Raw genomic sequence first — 20867 nt, 5'->3', positions numbered from 1 at the left:
CTGCAGTAAGTTCTGCAGACTCTTGATCTATAACTTCACCTTCGACATAACCGGCAAACTCGCCATCACGCCATTGTATAATTTCAAACACACAAAGAATATCGTTAAAAATAAGGATGACCATGAAAACACCTGTAAACCTACGACTCCGAAGATCCCCATTTTCGAGAGGGACGGACTTATTTTATAAACAAAATAAACAAAATACACGACCGAGCTCAACGCAAAGATAATCAACAAACCCAGGAAGGATTTCAGGCTCAGTACAGATACAAGGCCACCGATAAAATAAATCATCGATCCTGTTCGAACGTGATTATACAACTTCCCATCTGAATCCATGGAGAAAAACAACATCGAAATACCATTGATCGTCTCCGCTATCAGCTTCAAGGCAGCAAACACCATAAAAAAAGCAACCATTAATAGTATCAAAATTGCGAGCTTTAATTGCATATCCGATAAAAATTCCCTCATTCCGGGATAGACACCAATTTTCTTAAAGATGTCTACGAATACTTCCACACCATAAACGGAAAATGTAAGGCTAAATAATAATATAGAGAAAAGAGGCAAATAACTTGTTAAGTATGTATTTTTCACTAATAACTCTCCCATAACGATTCTTTGACCACTCTCATCATAATCGTTTATGAGTATCTTGAAAAGGGTATAGAAACAGAAGGAACAATGACTATATGCCTATCACTTGTTTCACGGAAAGCACAACAAGACCGGCCCTTCTATGAATACAGAAAGGACAGTCATTTATTGCTGAGGATTGGAATGTGGCACGACACGGATATATTCTCTCGATCCAAATGGTTGTCTTTGTCGTATGGGATCTTTCGGTATTTCTTCTTCCACTTCTTCCATTTCACCATATTGAACTGGCCTGGTGTTCATACTGGTCGGGTCTTCCATTTCAATCATTCCTCTATTAAACCGATCTTGTGATTCAATTAACCACGCAAAGCCAAAAAAAGTAAAGAATATGGTCGTAACCGCTACAGTTTTCTTTTTCATAACTTCACCACCTTATGGATAGGATTCTCCAATTTGACCGAAACTATTCTGTAATCGGTTCAATTGCCTGAAAAAAACCAACAAAATTCCGATGGTATTTTCCGTCTATCTACATATTTAATACTTCATGAACAATCTGATACGAATGGAATCCTGAGTAATGCAAGCATCTATTTTTTACGTTATAATGCTCTTTGAGGTTCAGCTTCGGTCGAGGTTTTTGAAAGAAGATGCATGTTTAAAAAACAGAAAAGACATTAGACCATGCTTTAGAATAAATGTATTTTACATGAGGGGGGTTTTATATGACTTTGTTACATTGGGCTATTGTATCGCCTTTTTTATTTGCCATACTCATTCCATTTCTTTATAAGGCATTTCGGAATGTACATACTGGTTGGTTCGTATTACTGCTTCCAGTCGCTTTATTCACTTACTTTTTCCAATTCATCTCCATCACTAAGAATGGAGATACCGTCAAGGAAACCTTGGAGTGGATGCCGTCCTTCGGGATCAACTTCATCGCCTACGTTGACGGACTGGGATTACTGTTCGCCCTGCTTATCACAGGAATCGGTTCACTGGTTGTCCTGTACTCGATTTATTACTTAGATAAGAAGAAAGAACAACTACATAATTTTTATGTATATTTAATGATGTTCATGGGGGCGATGTTGGGAGTTGTCCTATCGGATAACTTGATCGTTCTTTATATGTTCTGGGAATTCACATCCATTTCCTCATTCTTATTGATTGGCTACTGGTATCACCGTGAGCGGTCAAGATACGGAGCCCAGAAATCCATGCTCATTACCGTCTTTGGTGGACTGAGCATGCTTGGGGGATTCTTACTTCTCTATCTGATGAGCGGGACCTTCAGCATCAGGGAATTAGTCATGCAATCCGATCAGTTAATGACAGAAGCACTTTTCCTTCCAGCATTACTTCTGGTCCTGTTGGGGGCTTTCACGAAGTCCGCTCAATTCCCGTTCCACATTTGGTTACCGGATGCCATGGAGGCACCGACACCGGTCAGTGCGTACCTGCATTCTGCCACAATGGTTAAAGCCGGTATTTATCTTGTTGCCCGCTTGAGTCCTGTATTCGCTGAATCAAGTGTATGGTTGTGGCTTGTTGGCGGATTCGGTATCTTTACACTATTCTGGGGTTCCTTTAATGCAGTGAAACAAACAGACCTCAAAGGAATACTGGCATTTTCAACCGTAAGTCAACTTGGTCTAATCATGTCTTTATTGGGAGTCGGCGCAGCTGCTCTTCACTACAGTCAATTAGATGAAAATATTTATATGGTTGCTACCCTTGCTGCCGTTTTCCATTTGATTAATCACGCCACCTTCAAAGGAAGCTTGTTCATGGTTGTCGGAATTATTGATCATGAAACAGGCACCAGGGATATCCGTAAGCTTGGCGGGTTGATGAATTTCATGCCGATCACCTTCACCATTGCGATCATCGGAGCCTTCTCCATGGCAGGACTTCCTCCATTTAATGGCTTCCTTAGTAAAGAAATGTTCTTTACAGGAATGGTAAGGGTCCTTGAAATGGATATATTCAACCTGGATACAGTAGGTATGATTTTCCCGATCCTTGCCTGGGTCGGTAGTGTGTTCACGTTTATTTACAGCATGATTCTTGTGTTTAAAACCTTTACTGGTAAGCATCAACCGGAGAAACTCGAAAAGAAACCACATGAAGCTCCACTTGGAATGCTGATTTCTCCAATTATCCTGGCTTCACTTGTGATTATTTTTGGTTTCTTTCCAAATATCCTTTCAGAACGAATCATCGCTCCGGCAGTAGCTTCCATTACTCCTAGCCTCATTCAGGAAGGACATGCAGTCAAAACTCATATTTCATTCTGGCATGGCTTCACTCCTGAACTGTTTATGACATTTGGAGTCATCCTATTTGGAATTCTGTTATATCTCTTACTTCCAAGATGGAGAAAGATATACACTTGGATACCGGAACGTTTCACGTTGAATTCATTTTATGATGGCGGATTAATCGGTAGCGAACGAGGAGCATATAGCTTTACGAAGGGTTATATGACAGGCTTTATCCGTTCGTATCTCGTATATATCTTCTCCTTCTTAATTGCCGTACTGTTGTTTAGTATGTGGTTCAAAGGAGCATTTGCGATCAATACGGAGGAATTGGCTCCGATCGGAGTCTATGAGGTGGCTATAGCGCTTTTACTTGTTATCAGCTCGGTTACCATCTTGTTTGCAAAGTCTCGATTAACATCCATCATTTCGTTGGGAGCTGCCGGATATACGGTTTCTCTATTCTTCGTATTATTCCGTGCTCCAGACTTGGCTCTGACGCAGCTTGTGATTGAGACGGTGTCTGTTGCTCTATTCTTACTCTGCTTCTATCACCTGCCTCCATTAAGCAGGCATGAAGAACGAATGAGATTTAAGCTTGGAAATGCATTGATTGCGATAGGTGTGGGTCTAGTCGTTACCTTATTTGCAATTTCTGCATACAGCACAAAACTTTTCGATTCGATTTCAAGCTATTACATCGAGAATGTGTATGAAGAAGCCGGCGGTAAGAACATGGTAAACGTCATACTCGTTGACTTCCGTGGATTTGATACATTATTTGAAATTTGTGTGTTGGCGATAGCCGCACTTGGTATTTTCTCCATGATTAAATTGCGTTTGACAAGGGGGAAAGAAGGATGAAAACAAAAACGAATGACGTCATCTTACAAACCGTAACGAACGTTGTCGCATTCATCATTATCCTGTTTTCTCTGAGACTTTTCTTCGCAGGGCACTATACCCCGGGAGGAGGCTTTATTGGAGGCTTGATGACTTCGGCTGCGCTTGTACTACTGTTGTTGGCGTATGATATCAAAACGGTAGTTAATATCCTGCCGGTGGATTATAAAATCATTACTGCTATCGGTTTACTCCTGGCAGTAGCGACTTCTGCGGGGGCACTTCTGTTTGATGTGCCTTTCCTGACTCATGCGTACGATTATTTCCATCTTCCGCTGTTAGGGAAGACATCCCTGCATACAGCCGTCTTATTTGATACGGGAGTGTATCTGGTTGTGATCGGTGTCACGATGACCATTATTCAAACGATTGGGGTGAGCGAATAATGGAAATATTAATGGCCATTGTTGTCGGAATCCTTATTACGATCGCCGTTTACTTAATGTTATCCAAAAGCTTGCTCCGAATCATTATTGGAACAGCATTGTTGAGTCACGGCGCGCATCTTTTACTTCTTTCCATTAGTGGTCTAAAAGGAGGAGCTGCACCTCTTCTTGGAGAACACGCAAAATCTTATGTCGATCCGTTACCACAAGCATTGATTTTAACAGCGATTGTTATCAGCTTTGGAGTGACAGCTTTCTTCCTTGTTCTTGCTTATCGGGCATATCAAGAGCTTGGAACGGATAATATGGATCAAATGAGAGGAAACGAAGGAAATGACTAACTTATTAATACTACCTATATTAATCCCGTTATTTACGGCGATTATCTTAATGTTTGTCAGCAAATATGTGAAAGTACAACGTGGAATTTCAGCCATTTCGACTCTGGCTACCATTGCAGCATCCCTTGTACTCATTAACACCATCTACAATGATGGAATACAAACGATTAACTTAGGAAGCTGGGTGGCCCCTTTTGGGATTACACTTGTTTCTGATATGCTCTCTGCTTTACTGGTGACGACGACAAGCATCATCACACTTGTCGTTTTACTGTATTCCTTTAAGTCGATAGGGGCAGACAGAGAACGATTCTACTACTACCCTGTTGTTCAGTTCCTATTGGTGGGAGTGAACGGGGCATTTACAACCGGGGATATCTTTAACCTCTTCGTCTTTTTCGAAGTGATGCTGATGAGTTCATATGTTCTGCTCGTTCTAGGCGGGACGAAGGCTCAATTGCGTGAGGGAATAAAATACATTCTCGTGAATGTCATCTCCTCTGCTCTATTCGTCATTGCCGTGGCGTACTTGTATTCCGTGGTAGGGACATTGAATATGGCAGATATTTCGAGAAAGATTGCTGAGGTGAATCAGCCGGGGATACTTACAGCGATCGCTATCATGTTTCTCTTAGTCTTTGGACTTAAGGGGGCGATCTTCCCTCTTTACTTTTGGTTACCAGGCTCGTATTACGCACCACCAACACCCGTACTTGCTTTATTCGGTGCCTTGCTCACGAAAGTGGGAATCTATTCGATTTTACGAACGTACACGTTATTCTTCTATCATGACATCGGGTACACACATGAAATCCTGAGTATGTTAGCCATCCTGACAATCGTCCTTGGCTGTATCGGGGCCATCGCGTATTGGGATGTTAAGAAGATCATCATCTACAACATCATCATTGCAGTTGGTGTGATCTTGTTCGGGGTGTCAACCATGAACCCTGAAGCATTAGAAGGGGCGATTTACTATCTCGTTCATGACATGATTATTAAAGCGGCCCTATTCCTCCTGGTTGGAGTGATGATTGCCATAACCGGCACAACCAACCTCAAGAAAATGGGCGGTCTCATTAAAGAGTACCCGTGGCTCGGCTGGACGTTCCTCGTGGCAACCTTCTCCTTGGCAGGTATCCCTCCTTTGAGTGGGTTTATAGGGAAACTATTAATTCTAAGAGGAAGCTTTGCTGCTGAAGCCTATGTAGGCGCTGGTGTCATTCTGGCATCAAGTCTAATGGTACTGTATTCTGTTATCAAAATATTCCTGAACGGTATATGGGGAACTCCGAAAGAATACAACGGAGTTTCAAAAGGTCATGCTCGTTATTTATGGATGACTTCCGCAATACTCGTCGTGTTAGCCGTATGTTACGGCTTTGGTGCCGAGGCGGTCCGTCCTTTATTCTCACAAGCAGCAGAAGTACTGGTGAATCCGAATCTCTATATAGACGCAGTGTTAAAGGAGTAATGTAGAATGGCATTTCAAATTTTATTAAACTTTTTCCTGGCCTTTGTCTGGATGTTTCTTTCGGTATCCTTTACTTCTCAGTCATTTATTATTGGCTATTTGCTAGGATTGCTTGTGATTTTTGCATTCAGAAGATTTTTCAACTCACGATTTTATTTATTACGCGTGGCTGCCGTGATCAATTTATTCTTCCTGTTTTTAAAAGAACTGATCCTTGCTAACATCTCGGTCTTAAAAACGATCCTGAGACCGAAGCTCGATTTTCAACCGGGAATCTTTGCTTTACCGACAGACTTAAAAACAGATTGGGAGATTACCTTATTAGCTAATCTCATTACCTTAACACCCGGGACACTCGTGATGGATGTATCGTATGATAATAAGATCCTTTATGTCCATGCCATCGATATCCCTGATGTGGATCAAGCCATTGATGAGATTAAAAATTCCTTTGAAAAAGCCATTATGGAGGTGAGTCGCTAATGTTACACACGATTTTCCAAATCACACTGCTATGCGTCTCCCTATCCATGCTGGGACTTGTATACAGGGTTGTGAAAGGGCCAACCACCCCCGACCGTGTGGTAGCCTTGGATGCAATCGGTATCAATCTGATTGCCATCATCGCCCTCGTATCCATGATGCTCGATACTTACGCCTTCTTAGAAGTTATTCTCCTTCTTGGGATTCTAGCTTTCTTAGGAACCGTTGCCTTTTCAAAGTTCTTAGAGAAAGGGGAGATCATCGAACGTGAGCGAGATCATTAGATTTTTCATCGGGTTTTTCTTAGTAGTAGGAGGGTTTCTCAGCCTGGTCACTGCCTTTGGTTTGCTGAGACTCCCGGATGTATATACGAGAAATCATGCGGCTTCTAAAAGTGCGACACTGGGCGTGATGTCGATTCTTTTGGCAACATTCCTTTACTTTTATTTGGAGCATGGACACTTTAATTCAAGACTGATTCTGACCATCGTCTTCATCTTTGTAACGGCACCAGTTGCTGGACACCTCATCTCAAGAGCTGCCTATAATTCCGGGGTTAAGCTCTGGGATAAAAGTGTTCGGGATGATCTGAAGAATAAAAAAGAATACGATCGTCAAAACAGCCAATAAGAAACATACAAAAAGGCTTGACCATACGAGGATTTCCTCGGGTGATCAAGCCTTTTTCTTATTGTTGATACAAATGATTTTCCACGCTTCCATCCTGTTTGTGTACAACAAGCGTGCCGGAATGATCCGTCACATAGTCCTTCGCCTTTGACAACAGCTTATCCTTTGTCTCTTCTACCAGGATGGCACGTTGTCCATCTGCTTTCTTTAACTGCCAGCCGTCGTCATGTGGACTGACATGATATTCGGTTTTATCCGAAGCATTTCCTTCTTCGGACTTATGAGCCCGATCAGTGGCAATCGCAATCGCCCGTCCCTCTTCATACCCTTCATCGAGAAGAGCATTTGCAATCTCAATGGCTTTGTTCCGAACATCCGCAGGCAGGTTCTTCAGTGAATCAGGATAATCATTTTTTGTCCAACTCATTAAATAAAGCCTCCTAATCTAATGGTTAGTTATTGATTTCCCATTTATTCACTTTTTAAACATTCGGATATGTAAGATTTCCATTTAGCGTTTTGGCACAACTGCCATCGTACACCTTGAAACACAGATCAATTGATCTTCCTCATCTGTGATCTTAATCTCCCAAACCATTGTGGTTCTCCCTTGGTGCATCACCGTTCCTGTGGCAGTAACAAGGCCTTCACGCTTTGCTTTAATATGATTGGCATTGATCTCCAAACCGAAGCAAATCTCCTTATCCAGATCAATTAACTGCACCGCCCCGACACTCGCAACCGTTTCTGCAAGTGCCACTGATGCTCCTCCATGAAGGAATCCGAATGGCTGCCTGGTGTTTTCGTTCACCGGCATCGTCGCAATTACTTTCCCTTTCCCAAGTTCCACAAACTCAATCCCTAATGTACTGATTAATGTATTTTCCATATTCATGTTCATCACCTCATCATAATATTCTTCTATACTATCTTTTCGAGAGAGGTTGCGAAAATCCTTTATTTTCCCTAAAGGGCTTACCCGCTCTCCCCATCTCCCTTTTTATTTCATGAATAATTCCCTCTTCCTTTTCATACATTTTCTTAGAGCATTCCTAAGAAAGGGGTTATGTTATGTATCGGTACCATCCTTTTTACCCGCCTGTTCAACGCCCCTACCCGCCTATTTATTCAAGGTCACAACCTGTTTTTTCATATAATCGCAATTATCCTCCTGTTGATAGCAACACGTTTATGTCTTCAGCAGGTAAAACGTTAAGCTTGATGGATGATGCCCAAAAGGTGCTGCAACGAATTAACAACTCTAAAGATTATTCAAAGAAGTTTATGAGTGCTGCACAGCAATCGAACCTCCCTGAAGTACATAAACTACTTCAAACCATCGACACAAAAGTACAGCCTGTCGTCTCATTTAACCCTGATGGTGTGCGTTTAGTCTTCGATGAGAAGCTTGGTCAGGTGGATTGCTGTCATTTGATTGTGATTGTCCGGTGGATGTAGTGTATGGGCTTTGGAACATTCCATCCTTGTTACCATAACGAAAGAACAGCAGTGTCATAGGAGACACTGCTGTCCTCATTATTTCAAGGGCACTTGTCCCTTGCTTTTTATAGAATAATGGCTGCAACCCAGCCGAAGAGTATCAGCGGAATATTGTAGTGTAAGAATGTTGGTACACACGTGTCCCAAATGTGGTTATGCTGTCCATCCGCATTTAATCCGGCTGTCGGTCCTAGCGTACTGTCCGATGCCGGCGAACCTGCGTCACCAAGTGCCCCAGAGGTCCCGACAATCGCAATCGTTGCGAGGGGACTGAATCCAAGTTCCATGGCAAGCGGTACGAAGATGGCTGCGATGATCGGAATCGTAGCGAATGAAGATCCGATGCCCATTGTCACCAGAAGTCCGACGATCAACATGATCAGAGCAGCTAATGCCTGGTTTCCGCCGATTACGTCAGCAGTCGCTTCAACCAATGTTTCGACATCTCCAGTGGCCTTAACCACTTCAGCAAAGCCTGATGCAGTGATCATCACAAAGCCTATGAATGCCATCATTTTCATTCCTTCATTCAGTAACCCGTCAGCCTCTTTCCATTTAACCGATCCTGTGATGTATAGAACGGCAATACCAGCTAATGCACCGAATATCATTGATTCCAGCTGAAGCTGAACATATAGAGCGACTACGATGGAAACGAGAGCGAAAATCATCGCTCTTTTATTGTACACGACCTTTTCTTCTGCAATCACTTCTTCTCGCTCAATGTATTCCCTTGGTTTACGATAGCTCACAAATACGGCGATAAGTAACCCGATCACCATGCCACCTACTGGGATTAGCATTGCTTTCGGAATATCACCCAATGCAATTCCCATACCGCTTGAGCCCATGTTTTGAGCAATGATTTCATGAAACTGCAAGCCGAATCCTACTGGCAAAAGAATATAGGGAGCGGTTAAACCAAACGTAATCACGGATGCGATTAATCGTCTGTCAATACGCAACTCTGTCATCACCTTCAGTAAAGGTGGAATCAAAATAGGAATAAAGGCAATATGAATCGGAATCACATTTTGTGAAAAACAGGCCATAAATAAAATAGATAAAACAATAAGTGCTTTCGAAAGGGCTGTTTTTCTAGAATCGCCTTTTTTCCCAACTACTTTAAGTACCCAGTCAACAAGCAGATTCGGGATTCCCGTGTAGGAAATCGCCACCGCGAATCCACCCAGTAATGCATAACTCAAGGCGATACTTGCCCCGCCGCTGATTCCTTCAGTAAATATGGATATCGTCTCGTTTAATCCCAGCCCACCAGTCAATCCTCCGACTAACGCACCAGTGATCAGGGCGAATACAACATTCACTCGTACCAAGCTTAGTACAAGCATGACAAGAACCGCTATAACAACTGCGTTCATAACTACCTTCCTCCTCAAAATCCTCCATACAACGATATATCGTTTTTACTTTAGTTCGCTAAATTGGTAGAGTAATAAAATCACAATTTCAACTTTAACAAGATAAAGAGAGTTTGTCAACACTTTAGCAGAGTAAAAGGGGGAGTGAAAGATCGAGACGATTATCCATTAAATGTAAATTGACCGGATTCTGATCAAAACCGACTGATTTTTCTCCTTTTAGGCTGGATTCTGAAGAAAAGTGGCTGGATTTTTTTCGGCGGGATTCTGAAGGTAAACGGCCGGATTACCAGTTCACCCTCAACTTAATCCCGGTATTTACCACATTTTCGTCACCCATTCATTCCAAATCATGAATTCTCACAAAAAAAAGCCTTCTTTCAGTGTCATCATGCTTAAACACTGAAAAAAGACTCACCATTCCATCATATTATTTTTCTAAAGGCACAAAGCGCTCAACTAATAGCGCAAGCGTTCTTGCCATGACACCCGTTCCGCCTTTCGGGCCGAGTTCATAGCTACCTTTACTAGTAGCCGTACCGGCAATATCAAGGTGTACCCAAGGAAGACCTTCAGCAAACTCTCCGACAAATGCCCCACCCATGATGGCATGACCTGCTCGTCCCGGTGAGTTGTTCAAGTCGGCAATATCACTTCCACGAACGCGCTTCTTGTCGTTTTCCGTATAAGGAAGCTGCCAGATATATTCACCCGATTCCCCTGACGCTTCCAACACTTGCTCGAAGAACGCTTCATTATTCGTGAGTGCCCCCGTTTTGTCTTCACCCAAAGCAATAATGACTCCACCAGTTAAAGTTGCAACGTCCACTAAATAATTTGCTCCTTGATGCTTTGCATAGGTCATACCGTCAGCAAGTGCGAGACGGCCCTCAGCGTCTGTATTTAACACTTCAATGGTTTTACCGCTCATTGATGTAATCACATCGTCTGGCTTGAATGCAGAGCCGCTCACCATATTGTCTGTTGAAGGAATGACGGCAACGACGTTTTGTTCCGGTTTGATTTCGCCGATGATTTCCATGGCACCCAGAACCGCTGCAGCTCCACCCATATCTGTTTTCATTCCGACGATTCCATCTTTAGGCTTAATGGAATAACCGCCTGTATCAAAGGTAATTCCTTTTCCAACCAAACCGATGACATCTTTCCACTCATCTTTCCCGTTGTACTTAAGAACGATCATTTTGGGAGGTTCAACCGATCCCTGGTTTACAGCGAGCAGTGCGCCCATGCCCAGATGCTCCATTTCCTCTTTATCCAAAATTTCAACTTCAAAGTTATATCGTTCCGCTAATTCAAGCGCGTATTCAGCTAATTTAGTGGAGGTTAATAGATTACCAGGAGTGTTCACCAGCGTACGAGCTGAATTGACTCCGTTTCCAAAGGCGGATCCGATATGTAAGGCCGTCTCTACTTCTTTAGAGTCTGCGCTTGTAAAGAACTCAATCGACTCTACGTGTACTTCCGGTTGATTTGATTTCTTCTTATAGCCATGGAACTCATATGTAGACATCGTAAAGGCTTCCATAAATGCATGAGCTGCATCTGTTGCTACCATTTCTTCAGAAATAAACGTATCCAGTGCCACTGAAAAAGAAGATACCTTCATCTGCTTTAAAGCTTTTGATGCTACCCCTAACGATTCTTTTAAAGAATCAAACGTAAGCTCTTTTTGTTTTCCTAGACCAACGAACAATAATCTCTTTGTTTTGAGCTTTCCAAACGTATGTACTTTGGTTACTTTCTTTGCTTTTGAAGATATGTCCCCGTCTTTTACCAGCTGTGTAAGATAGCCCTCGAACTTGTGGTCAAGCTCTTTAAGCTTCCCTTCAAATGTTGGCTGAGTGTGAACCCCAACAACCAGGCACTGCTGATTAGCAGCTGTTATGTCATTATGATTAATCGAAAATTTCATTTATCCGACACCTCCACCCTCTATTATAGCGAAAATGTCCCATTATTTCGACTTTCTAACAAACCGATCCACAAAGTTAATTAAAGAGGTAAATAGGGTATGATATAATGAGAACATTATTTTTATTCAAACAATTGAAAGGGTGGCATTTCACAGCATGGAAGTATTTTTTAATTTTCCATTATGGGCATCTTTATTTTCAATCTTTTTTGCTCAGTTTGTTAAGGTTCCCATACAGTTTATCGCGACCAGGGAATTAAATTGGTCATTAATCACCTCAACAGGCGGGATGCCGAGTTCCCATTCAGCTGCCGTCACGGCATTATCTACTGGAGTAGCCTTGGAAGTAGGCGTGGATTCACCAATCTTTGCAGTTTCCGCCATGTTTGCCATCATTACGATGTTTGACGCAACGGGTGTCAGAAGACAGGCAGGAGAACAAGCCATTGTCCTGAATCGATTGATGGTCGATTTCCAAAGGTTCATGTCAGAAGCAAAAGGCTGGCAGAACAAGCCTGAACAGGAAAAGCGCAAGGAGTTAAAGGAATTACTCGGACACAAACCCATTGAAGTGTTCTTTGGTGGACTTTCCGGGATTATTCTGACCCTTCTTCTTCATTATTTCTTTTATGCATAGGAGTGGCAAGATGAGAATTGTTTCAATCTGTCCAAGTAATACAGAAATAATCGATTACCTCGGATTAACTTCACTCCTCGTAGGAGTCGATGATTACTCCGATTATCCTGAAGAGGTCCAATCACTTCCCAGGCTCGGACCAGATCTCTCCATTAATATGGATAAATTGGAGTCCTTGGAGCCTGATTTGGTGTTTTCTTCATTAAGTGTACCAGGAATGGAAAAAAACATAGAAAATCTGGTTAAGCGGAACATCCCCCATATTACGTTAAATCCTCAGAGCTTTTCTGATATAGCAGAAGATCTTTTAACGGTTGGAAAAGCGTGTGGATCTGAAGAACATGCCATGAACCGTCAGAGTGAATTTCTGCAAACCGTAAAACGCTTAAAAACGATTAGTTCCGGGGTTCAACATCCTCCCTCTCTCTACTGGGAATGGTGGCCAAAGCCTGTTTTCACCCCTGGTAAGATCAACTGGTTAACCGAGTTGAGCGAGATGATTGGTGCACGGAATCTCTTTGATGATGTGGATCTGGCGAGTGTTCAAACGGATTGGGAAGATGTACAAAAACGCGACCCCGACTATATATGTCTTGCCTGGGTCGGCGTTCAGCAGAAACGGGTTAAACCTGATATCGTGAAGAAGCGTCCAGGATGGAACGACTTGAGAGCTGTTCAACAGGATCGAATTTTTGTCCTGGAAGAAGCCCTCTATTGCAGGCCGTCCCCTCTACTATTAAAGGGAGCTGTCAAGCTTGCCAGGATGCTTCATCCAGAATTGTATAAAGAGGTCCAATGATGTTAAAAAAGCACGTAGTTCATCATGAACTGCGTGCTTTTCTTGATTATTCTTCTTTAGGCGATAAAATCTGCTGTCTAAACACCTGCATAGATTTATTTTCATTAAGAGCTACTAATTGCTGTTCGGATAACTTACCTGCACCCATCTGGATCACATATACATCCAGTGTCTGTTTACCCCATTCATTATACACATCATCGACTGTCTCATAATAGAGGTCTAGTCTATTCCCCTTAATAGCGCTCCCTTTATCGGCTACAACCCCATATCCATATTGGGGGATGAAAAGAATGGTACCAATAGGATAAACGGAAAGATCGGCTGCAATCGTAGAATATAAATCACGTTTCACTTTCACTCCTGAATATGTAATTCCGTAAAGGGGGTGCCCAGGATTCTTCCCGGTCGATTCAATCCCGGCTGTATAGCCTGTGGCTACTACCTTATGTTTGGTATACTGATCCCAATCAACGGACTCTTCCAACGTCCTCGGTTCAACGGGTGTACTTGCGGATATCTGAGTTTCAAAGCCTGCTAGCCTCTTAAGAAATTTAAATGACAATCCTAAACGATTTGTCTGATGTTCTTTATAATTCAAACTGTTTTGATCACGGTCACCCTTGTCCATCAACCAGGTTTTAAAGGTTTGAGCCTCTACTCCGGAGACTGATTGAAAAGTGGTTCCCAGTGCCAGGATGAACAAACTGACCATAACGAATCTCTTCGTCCATGTTTTAAACAAATTCATGTATTCACTCCTCCCACCTTTAATACTTCCCAACCAGGAGGATATATATGCATAAATTGAGAAAAAAATCGAATATTTTCAATATTTGGAAATAATTCAAGTTATAGCTTTAAGCGTTCCCTATAGATGAACTTCACCGCTCATAGGCGACATTGCAGTGGATATAACCTATTTCCTACTTCAACTAGTATGTACAATTTTCGAAAAAAATCATAATAAAAAACCGTTCAACTTAGGGGAGGTCCCTCGGTTAAACGGATGCTTTTAAAACATTCGATATCCTTTTGCTCTTAAAATTCTCATCACGACTCCTGAAAGAATCGCTCCTGCCAGCCCACTTCCTAAAATCACAAGATCAGCTACAGCCAAGTGGCTGATTTTCGTACCTAACTCAGAAAACGACTCGCCGGCATTTCGGAAATAATCTATAAAACGAACATCATCCACAATAAAAATGACGACAATAGGATAGATGATGGCCATAATCCACGTCATACGCAATAACATATTTAACAGAAAGCCTATTCCGAAAAATAGAACAAAAAATAGAAGCATTGAAATTAACATCACATGTATAGGCATTTTACCGTTTACACCTCCATAAACACTAAAGATTAGTGTACCCCGAGTGTAATGAAAGCGTCAATATTTTCAAGAAGATTTCTAGCTTATTCACAAAATAAACATATGTTTCTTATCAGGTGACCCTAAAAAAACAGACCCAATTCAGGATCCATACCTCTAATAGAAGTATCCACCTTCTTCAGGTCTGCCTCTTGATCTATCTCTTAGGGTTTATTTCTGTTTCCCACTGCCTCCGCAGCACGGACACGTTTCAGAACCACCCAATACTAACTGAAAGTATCCTTTTCCTGAACAATAAAGACAATATTTCGTTTTAGTACTTGCAGTAGCTCTCATAATTCTCTCTCCCTTTTCTTTAATTTCTTAATTTTCTGATAATATATCATCTATCTCCAATAAAGAAAAGGGACATTATAGGGGATGTACCGCTAAGAAAGCGAATACATTTTAGCTTTTCTTTCATTATCTCTCTTTTTCTTAGAATTAACAGAATTTTATAAAAATAATGTGTACTTCGTGTAGGCGAATTGGTCCCCTGGGTCGATCCCTTCTTTCGGGCTTAATATGTTTTGAACAGCCAATTGTTCAATCATCTCATGCACCATGACGGATGTTTTTTCATCTTCCAATAATTCGTGAGGTGACTTCCACGCGACCTCCCACAATTCTTTTTCTTCGATTTGAATAGAATAAGTTTCCTTGCATTCCAACAGAAAAATCAGCATGTTATCGCTGACATCATTTTGGATGACCCCTGACCGGACTCCTACAATGCCTTTGACGCTTGTATGTAATCCTGTTTCCTCTCGTACTTCTCTCATAACCGCATCATCTACTGCTTCTCCGGCATTGACAAAACCAGCAGGCAGGGACCACATTCCTTTCAAACCGCTGTATTTCTTCTTCACCACAAGCCATTTACCATTCTCATCTATGACCAGTCCTGCCACCGCAAGCCAAACCTTCCCTCTTTTCACTCTCGAACACCTCCGTAACAATTCCCCACAATAAAAAGCAGAGCGGAATCCACCCTGCTTTTCATTTAATTCATTAGAGCTTAAAAGAATTTGAACTTTCCTTTTTTGAAGACAAGGGATGGTCCACCAACCATGTAAAGCGCACGGTTATCGACTACCTTCTTCATGAAGGAAGCTTTTGTTCCAGTGATTTTCTTACCGTAAACGACACCGATTGCGTCGTCTTCACCCAGTGAACATACTGTTCCTTTGATGTCTGGAGTGAATTCTTCCAAGTGATCTTTATCGTGCAGTAAAGAAGCAATATTGCGGGCACATACTTCACCTTGCTGCATCGCGATTTGTGCAGTCGGTGGGTATGGACGTTCTGTTTCTTCATTGATCATAAGTGAACAGTCACCGATGATGAAGATGTTGTCATGACCTGGAGCGCGAAGATCTTTGCTGATTTTCACACGGGCACGCATGTTTTCGATTCCAGCTCTTTCGATGATGGAGTTACCGCGTACACCTGCAGCCCATACGATCGTACCAGCCTTGATTTCTTCTACTTCATCTTCACCTTTAGCGATTAGGACGCTGTCAGCTTTCGCTTCTTTAAGTGGAGTTCCGATGTGGAATTCAACACCTTTTTTCTCAAGCTTGGCACGCGCGTATTTCACTAGTTCAGGATCGAATCCTGGAAGAATCATAGGTGCAGCTTCCACGCACACAATGCGAACTTTTTTGCGATCGATATCATATTCGTGACAAAGTTCAGGAACGCGGTTCCCTAATTCACCCAAGAATTCGATTCCAGTGAATCCTGCTCCACCTACAACGATTGTAAGTCGGTCATCTTTCTTTTCTTCTTCATTTTTATACGTAGCAAATTGTAATTCAATATGCTCGCGGATTTGACGGGCAGAGTTGATGTTCGAAATCATGAATGCATGCTCATGAAGACCTTGGATACCGAAAGTCTCAGATTCTGCACCTAATGCAACAACAAGGTAATCGAATTCTACTTCACCGTCACTTGTGATGACTTTCTTTTCTTCTACTTTAATATCTTCAACAGTAGCTTGTAAGAAGTTTACTTTGCTTGTGTTGACAACATCTTTAATGTTGTAACGTACACGATCATGATGAAGTGTACCTGCGGAAGCTTCGTGTAACCAAGTGGTTTCGTAGTGATAATCATTTTTATTAACTAAAATAATTTCTGCTTCATTTGTACCTAATTGCTTTTGAAGACGAGTTACCGTCATTAATCCACCATAACCTGCACCTAATACAACGATTCTTGGCTTTCTCAACTGAATCACATCCACCTTTTTTGATAAATTTGCTTTGGATACTCTTAGAGTCCTCCACATCATGCTTTTTTATCCCGTTCAATCTGATGCCATTACCTTTTCCCTATAGACAAGAAACTGAAACAAATCAAACGAGATGTTTTCCTTCATTTAAGAGGAAAGTATTTTATGAAAAATAAATAAAAACGATAAACAAGAAAGTATGTGACGTATTTCACGAACTACTACATACTTATGCGAGAATTGTCATAAATTCTTAACATTATGCCTACATTACATAATATTCTTTTTACCATGCATTTTCAAGATATATATAGGAAATTGAAAACTTAAGAATATTTAAACAATACAACGAAAAGCGGAGGCGGCTCGTTCAGAGGCGACAAGCATAAGACGAACCAGCCGGAAAGGCGTTCTTTGCCTTTTTGGCTGGTTCGTCTTATGACCTCGAGGGACTAGCCGCTGGAGCTGGACAACTCGAAAAACGGATGAGTCTCCATCCCCCAAAAGTATGAAAACCACTCACCAAAAAGACTGATTATTTCCAATAATGATTTCAATAATTGTGAAGAATCGATGGCTCTGTGATAGAATAAATTAAAGTGAAATACATCTTAATTGTTGGAGGGATCCAGTTGAAGGAAGATCAAAAAGTGTATGATATTACGATCATAGGCGGCGGTCCTACAGGTTTGTTTACGGCGTTCTATGGCGGCATGAGAAAAGCATCAGTTAAGATTATTGAAAGTTTACCACAACTCGGGGGCCAGCTGGCTACTCTATATCCTGAGAAATACATATATGATGTTGCCGGTTTTCCTAAGGTGAAAGCCCAGGATCTTGTAAATAATTTAAAAGAGCAGATGGCAAAGTTTGAGACGACAATTTGTCTTGAGCAAGCTGTGGAAGGTGTAGAAAAACAGGCTGATGGCATGTTTAAACTAACAACCGATAAAGAGATTCATTTTTCCAGAACGATCATCATCACAGCAGGAAACGGTGCCTTCCAGCCTCGCCGTCTGGAACTCGAGCATGCGTCTGAATTTGAAGGTAAGAATCTTCATTACTTTGTTGATAACCTGGAACATTTCAGAGGCAAGAAAGTTGTCATTTGTGGTGGTGGTGATTCTGCCGTTGACTGGGCCCTTATGCTTGAGCCGATCGCAGAAAAGGTCTACCTCGTTCATAGAAGAGATAAGTTCAGAGCCCATGAACATAGTGTGGAGAATTTGCACAATTCAACCGTGGCACTGAAGACTCCGTATGTTCCTTCAGAGCTCGTTGTCGATGAGAACAAAATCAATCAGCTGATTTTGGAAGAAACAAAGGGGGATGAGAAGGAGATTCTTGACCTCGATGAGTTGATCGTTAACTTTGGCTTTGTTTCATCTCTTGGTCCGATTAAAGATTGGGGACTAGAAATCGAAAAGAATTCAATCGTCGTTAACTCGAGAATGGAAACGAATATTCCAGGCATTTATGCAGCAGGTGATATCAGTACCTATGATGGGAAAGTCAAGCTCATTGCCAGCGGATTTGGCGAAGCACCGACAGCGGTTAATAATGCCAAAGCTTATATGGATCCAAAAGCAAGAGTCCAGCCGATGCACAGTACATCCATGTTTACAGACTAAAGATTACCATGAGAGAGGTTCAGGATATTTATACCTGAGCCTCTTTTTTTATTTGAATGTAAACCAACAGTGGGCATATAGAGTACACTCCAAATGAAAACAGCAAAATGATTCCCACGCTTATGAAATAGAATATCCAATCGAAGAAATAATGTGTCAGACATCCCTCAGCTTTAAACATCCATCCTTTTCACACTGACCCATTCTAATTGTTTATTTCAGCAGTGAATGGGTAGACCAATAATAGGATAAAAAAATTAGATTAAGGATGATGGATACATGAATGTACTGGTTATTGGAGCAAACGGTCATACCGGCCGACACATAGTGAAAGAACTTTCAAACAGCAGTCAACATTTCGTGAGAGCCATGATTCGAAAAACAGAACAAGCGAAGGCTATGGAAGACTTAGGGGCAAGACCGATTGTTGCAGACCTGGAGCAGGACTTTTCTTACGCTCTTGAAAATGTAAATGCCGTTATTTTTGCAGCAGGAAGTGGCGGATCTACTGGTGACGATAAAACACTCGCCATCGATCAGGAGGGTGCGAAAAAAGCGGTAGACTATGCGAAGAAGATGGGGATTGAGCGCTTTGTGATGCTTAGCTCAATGGGTGCAGATAACTCGTCAAGCGGCCCGGATTCACTACAGTTTTACTTAAAAGCAAAAGGAGCAGCGGATGCCCACTTGAAGGAAAGCGGTCTGAATTTCACAATCGTCCGGCCCGGCTCCCTTTCATTCGATGAAGGGCAAGGAAAAATTGAAGCTTCTACCTCCATTGAAGACAAAAGCAGGGACATATCACGTGAAGATGTCGCGAAAGTTCTCGTCGACTCCTTGACCATCGAAGAAACGAACTACAAAATATTCGAAATCCTGAGCGGTGACACACCTATCGAAGAAGCGCTAAAAAATATCCATTAATCATGAAAAAGGGACGGACCTCCAAAATGGAGGTCCGTCCCTCTTGTTATCAGCAATTCTCCGGCGTACCTTTATTCGTCGCCGTCACGAACGATGATCCGCATCCGCATGATGCGATGGCGTTCGGATTATCAATCGTAAACCCGCCGCCCATCATGGACTGCTTGTAATCTATTTTGGTACCGTTCAAAATTGCAGCATCATTTTTGGCTACAACAAGCTTGATTCCATGCTGTTCCAATGTTGTATCTCCATCTTGAAGTTCATGTTCAAATCCCATTCCATAAGAAAGACCGCTACAGCCTCCCCCTTTAACCGCTACTCGCAACATGGCATCTGTTTCCTCATGTTCCTTCATCATATCTTTAATCTGAAGGGCCGCGGCTTCTGTCAGAATGACTACTTCACTCATTCATTACACCCCCAACCTTTTCATTTCTTACATCTTAGTATACTCCTTTCTATTTTACTACTCAACCAAAGGGGCTTTGGTGAATGATTGGAAGGAAACTTTTTATTCATATCAATGAACCGTGACTTTTTTACTTATCGTCATTAAAAAACACTGGTCCTTTATCCTTCCATCAAGGTATAATGAGGAAAATAGTCCCGATTACGAGGTGGTATTCATGACGGTAGTGACGCCCTTTTATGATAAAAAAACACAGTGTCTTTCGTGTAAACACTCGTATAGTACGAAAAGGATCAGATCCCGTTTTGTGAAGGTAGTAGGATACGACAATGACTTTTGTCCCCTGTATGATTCAAATGGAGTGAACCCTTTACTCTATAATGTTTCTGTTTGTCCAAAGTGTGGATTTTCATATACAGATGACTTCACAGCATACATACCTCCTGTTCTCAAAGCAGATCTGGAAAAGAAAATCAGCCTGCACTGGCAGCCACAGGATTATGGAAAACTGAGATCATATGACGATGGTATTAATACATATAAATTAGCTGCCTACTGTGGCCTTATTAAAAAGGAGAAAAAGATGACAATAGCAGGGTTATATCTCCGGACAGCCTGGCTTTATCGAAAGACCCAAGAAAAAGAACAGGAAAGACGATTCATTAACCTTGCTACTCATGAATACATTGATGCCTATTTGACAGATGGCGTATCAGGTTCTTTGATGTCCGAAACTAAACTCCTGTATATCATCGCGGAATTATTGAGAAGACAGGATAAAATCGAGGAGTCGGTCGCTTATTTATCTAAAGTCATTAGTAAACAGCATCTCTCCACCGAACCGAAGATTGTTGAAATGGCCAGAGAGAGCTGGTACGAAATACGGAATCGTTATAAAGAAGCAAAGTCTTTGTAAAAGAAACTAGTGGTCAATCCACTGGT

Annotated in this window: 25 protein-coding genes; 13 read left to right on the top strand and 12 right to left on the bottom strand. The window is 41.8% G+C overall.

Features of this window, described 5'->3' with window-relative positions; translation table 11 throughout:
* Positions 1 to 27: 27 nt before the first annotated feature.
* Together F0342_RS19950 and F0342_RS19945 are read right to left on the bottom strand one after the other, a co-directional pair.
* The gene (locus F0342_RS19950) at positions 28 to 603 is read right to left on the bottom strand and encodes a DUF5366 family protein (protein WP_149157598.1); all 576 of its coding nucleotides are present in this window, start codon (positions 601 to 603) and stop codon (positions 28 to 30) included.
* 165 nt (positions 604 to 768) lie between these two features.
* Complete coding sequence (locus F0342_RS19945) at positions 769 to 1026, bottom strand: hypothetical protein (RefSeq protein ID WP_149157597.1); 258 nt, start codon at positions 1024 to 1026, stop codon at positions 769 to 771.
* A gap of 305 nt (positions 1027 to 1331) precedes the next feature.
* Here F0342_RS19945 and F0342_RS19940 point away from each other — a divergent pair, with 305 nt between their 5' ends.
* Genes F0342_RS19940 through mnhG form a run of 7 tightly spaced genes read left to right on the top strand, consistent with a single transcriptional unit; the run spans position 1332 to position 7090 of the window.
* Entirely contained in the window at positions 1332 to 3737 is a 2406-nt protein-coding gene (locus F0342_RS19940; protein ID WP_149157596.1) for a Na+/H+ antiporter subunit A, read from the top strand.
* Complete coding sequence (locus tag F0342_RS19935) at positions 3734 to 4162, top strand: Na(+)/H(+) antiporter subunit B (protein ID WP_149157595.1); 429 nt, start codon at positions 3734 to 3736, stop codon at positions 4160 to 4162. Before F0342_RS19940 ends, F0342_RS19935 begins: the two co-directional genes overlap by 4 nt.
* A complete protein-coding gene (locus F0342_RS19930; RefSeq protein ID WP_044338125.1) occupies positions 4162 to 4503 on the top strand; it encodes a Na(+)/H(+) antiporter subunit C in 342 nt (113 codons plus the stop codon). Before F0342_RS19935 ends, F0342_RS19930 begins: the two co-directional genes overlap by 1 nt.
* On the top strand, positions 4496 to 5977 hold the full coding sequence (locus tag F0342_RS19925) for a Na+/H+ antiporter subunit D (RefSeq protein WP_149157594.1): 1482 nt from the start codon (positions 4496 to 4498) through the stop codon (positions 5975 to 5977). The genes F0342_RS19930 and F0342_RS19925 overlap by 8 nt, the downstream gene beginning before the upstream one ends.
* A 6-nt stretch (positions 5978 to 5983) precedes the next feature.
* Positions 5984 to 6460: a Na+/H+ antiporter subunit E gene (locus tag F0342_RS19920; RefSeq protein ID WP_148970746.1), complete on the top strand. Its 477-nt coding sequence runs from the start codon at positions 5984 to 5986 to the stop codon at positions 6458 to 6460.
* Positions 6460 to 6744 (top strand): Na(+)/H(+) antiporter subunit F1, encoded by a 285-nt coding sequence (locus F0342_RS19915; RefSeq protein WP_113968950.1) that lies wholly within the window; start codon positions 6460 to 6462, stop codon positions 6742 to 6744. The genes F0342_RS19920 and F0342_RS19915 overlap by 1 nt, the downstream gene beginning before the upstream one ends.
* Positions 6728 to 7090, top strand: coding sequence for a monovalent cation/H(+) antiporter subunit G (gene mnhG, locus F0342_RS19910; protein WP_149157593.1), 363 nt, complete (start codon positions 6728 to 6730; stop codon positions 7088 to 7090). Before F0342_RS19915 ends, mnhG begins: the two co-directional genes overlap by 17 nt.
* A 58-nt stretch (positions 7091 to 7148) precedes the next feature.
* Here mnhG and F0342_RS19905 read toward each other — a convergent pair whose 3' ends face one another.
* Positions 7149 to 7517 (bottom strand): DUF2188 domain-containing protein, encoded by a 369-nt coding sequence (locus F0342_RS19905; protein ID WP_149157592.1) that lies wholly within the window; start codon positions 7515 to 7517, stop codon positions 7149 to 7151.
* 84 nt (positions 7518 to 7601) lie between these two features.
* Positions 7602 to 7985, bottom strand: a complete 384-nt coding sequence (locus F0342_RS19900) for a PaaI family thioesterase (protein WP_149157591.1) — start codon at positions 7983 to 7985, stop codon at positions 7602 to 7604.
* 176 nt (positions 7986 to 8161) lie between these two features.
* Between F0342_RS19900 and F0342_RS19895 the strand changes: the two genes are divergently transcribed.
* On the top strand, positions 8162 to 8548 hold the full coding sequence (locus tag F0342_RS19895) for a YuzC family spore coat inner layer protein (protein WP_188048632.1): 387 nt from the start codon (positions 8162 to 8164) through the stop codon (positions 8546 to 8548).
* A gap of 107 nt (positions 8549 to 8655) precedes the next feature.
* Here F0342_RS19895 and F0342_RS19890 read toward each other — a convergent pair whose 3' ends face one another.
* Together F0342_RS19890 and F0342_RS19885 are read right to left on the bottom strand one after the other, a co-directional pair.
* Entirely contained in the window at positions 8656 to 9972 is a 1317-nt protein-coding gene (locus tag F0342_RS19890) for a Na+/H+ antiporter family protein (RefSeq protein WP_149157589.1), read from the bottom strand.
* 430 nt (positions 9973 to 10402) lie between these two features.
* Positions 10403 to 11908: a leucyl aminopeptidase gene (locus F0342_RS19885; protein ID WP_149157588.1), complete on the bottom strand. Its 1506-nt coding sequence runs from the start codon at positions 11906 to 11908 to the stop codon at positions 10403 to 10405.
* 157 nt (positions 11909 to 12065) lie between these two features.
* Here F0342_RS19885 and F0342_RS19880 point away from each other — a divergent pair, with 157 nt between their 5' ends.
* A complete protein-coding gene (locus F0342_RS19880; RefSeq protein ID WP_149157587.1) occupies positions 12066 to 12545 on the top strand; it encodes a divergent PAP2 family protein in 480 nt (159 codons plus the stop codon).
* A 10-nt stretch (positions 12546 to 12555) separates the two neighbouring features.
* Complete coding sequence (locus F0342_RS19875) at positions 12556 to 13344, top strand: ABC transporter substrate-binding protein (RefSeq protein WP_149157586.1); 789 nt, start codon at positions 12556 to 12558, stop codon at positions 13342 to 13344.
* A 46-nt stretch (positions 13345 to 13390) separates the two neighbouring features.
* Here F0342_RS19875 and F0342_RS19870 read toward each other — a convergent pair whose 3' ends face one another.
* The 5 genes from F0342_RS19870 to F0342_RS19855 all read right to left on the bottom strand — a co-directional run bounded on the left by F0342_RS19870 (position 13391) and on the right by F0342_RS19855 (position 16955).
* Positions 13391 to 14095 carry a 3D domain-containing protein gene (locus F0342_RS19870; protein ID WP_149157585.1) on the bottom strand — a complete coding sequence of 235 codons (705 nt, stop codon included), beginning with the start codon at positions 14093 to 14095 and terminating at the stop codon, positions 13391 to 13393.
* A 264-nt stretch (positions 14096 to 14359) separates the two neighbouring features.
* Positions 14360 to 14677 carry a YuiB family protein gene (locus tag F0342_RS19865; protein WP_262371868.1) on the bottom strand — a complete coding sequence of 106 codons (318 nt, stop codon included), beginning with the start codon at positions 14675 to 14677 and terminating at the stop codon, positions 14360 to 14362.
* A gap of 213 nt (positions 14678 to 14890) precedes the next feature.
* On the bottom strand, positions 14891 to 15016 hold the full coding sequence (locus F0342_RS25040) for a YuiA family protein (RefSeq protein WP_172655674.1): 126 nt from the start codon (positions 15014 to 15016) through the stop codon (positions 14891 to 14893).
* Positions 15017 to 15174: 158 nt separating this feature from the next.
* Entirely contained in the window at positions 15175 to 15657 is a 483-nt protein-coding gene (locus F0342_RS19860; RefSeq protein ID WP_149157584.1) for an NUDIX domain-containing protein, read from the bottom strand.
* A gap of 80 nt (positions 15658 to 15737) precedes the next feature.
* Positions 15738 to 16955, bottom strand: a complete 1218-nt coding sequence (locus F0342_RS19855; RefSeq protein WP_149157583.1) for an NAD(P)/FAD-dependent oxidoreductase — start codon at positions 16953 to 16955, stop codon at positions 15738 to 15740.
* Positions 16956 to 17590: 635 nt separating this feature from the next.
* Here F0342_RS19855 and F0342_RS19850 point away from each other — a divergent pair.
* Complete coding sequence (locus F0342_RS19850) at positions 17591 to 18589, top strand: NAD(P)/FAD-dependent oxidoreductase (RefSeq protein ID WP_149157582.1); 999 nt, start codon at positions 17591 to 17593, stop codon at positions 18587 to 18589.
* 279 nt (positions 18590 to 18868) lie between these two features.
* Positions 18869 to 19513, top strand: a complete 645-nt coding sequence (locus F0342_RS19845) for an SDR family oxidoreductase (RefSeq protein ID WP_149157581.1) — start codon at positions 18869 to 18871, stop codon at positions 19511 to 19513.
* 49 nt (positions 19514 to 19562) lie between these two features.
* On the opposite strand, the gene F0342_RS19840 is transcribed toward F0342_RS19845, so the two are convergent.
* Positions 19563 to 19925, bottom strand: a complete 363-nt coding sequence (locus tag F0342_RS19840; protein WP_148995260.1) for a HesB/IscA family protein — start codon at positions 19923 to 19925, stop codon at positions 19563 to 19565.
* Between the two features lie 217 nt (positions 19926 to 20142).
* On the opposite strand from F0342_RS19840, the gene F0342_RS19835 reads away from it, so the two are divergent.
* Positions 20143 to 20841 carry a DUF2225 domain-containing protein gene (locus F0342_RS19835; RefSeq protein WP_149157580.1) on the top strand — a complete coding sequence of 233 codons (699 nt, stop codon included), beginning with the start codon at positions 20143 to 20145 and terminating at the stop codon, positions 20839 to 20841.
* Positions 20842 to 20867 lie beyond the last annotated feature (26 nt).

The sequence above is a fragment of the Bacillus sp. CH30_1T genome, from assembly GCF_008364765.1.
GTDB lineage: Bacteria > Bacillota > Bacilli > Bacillales > Bacillaceae_B > Rossellomorea.
Note: the sequence above shows the minus strand (reverse complement) of the source record. Positions and strands in the feature narration are given on the sequence as shown.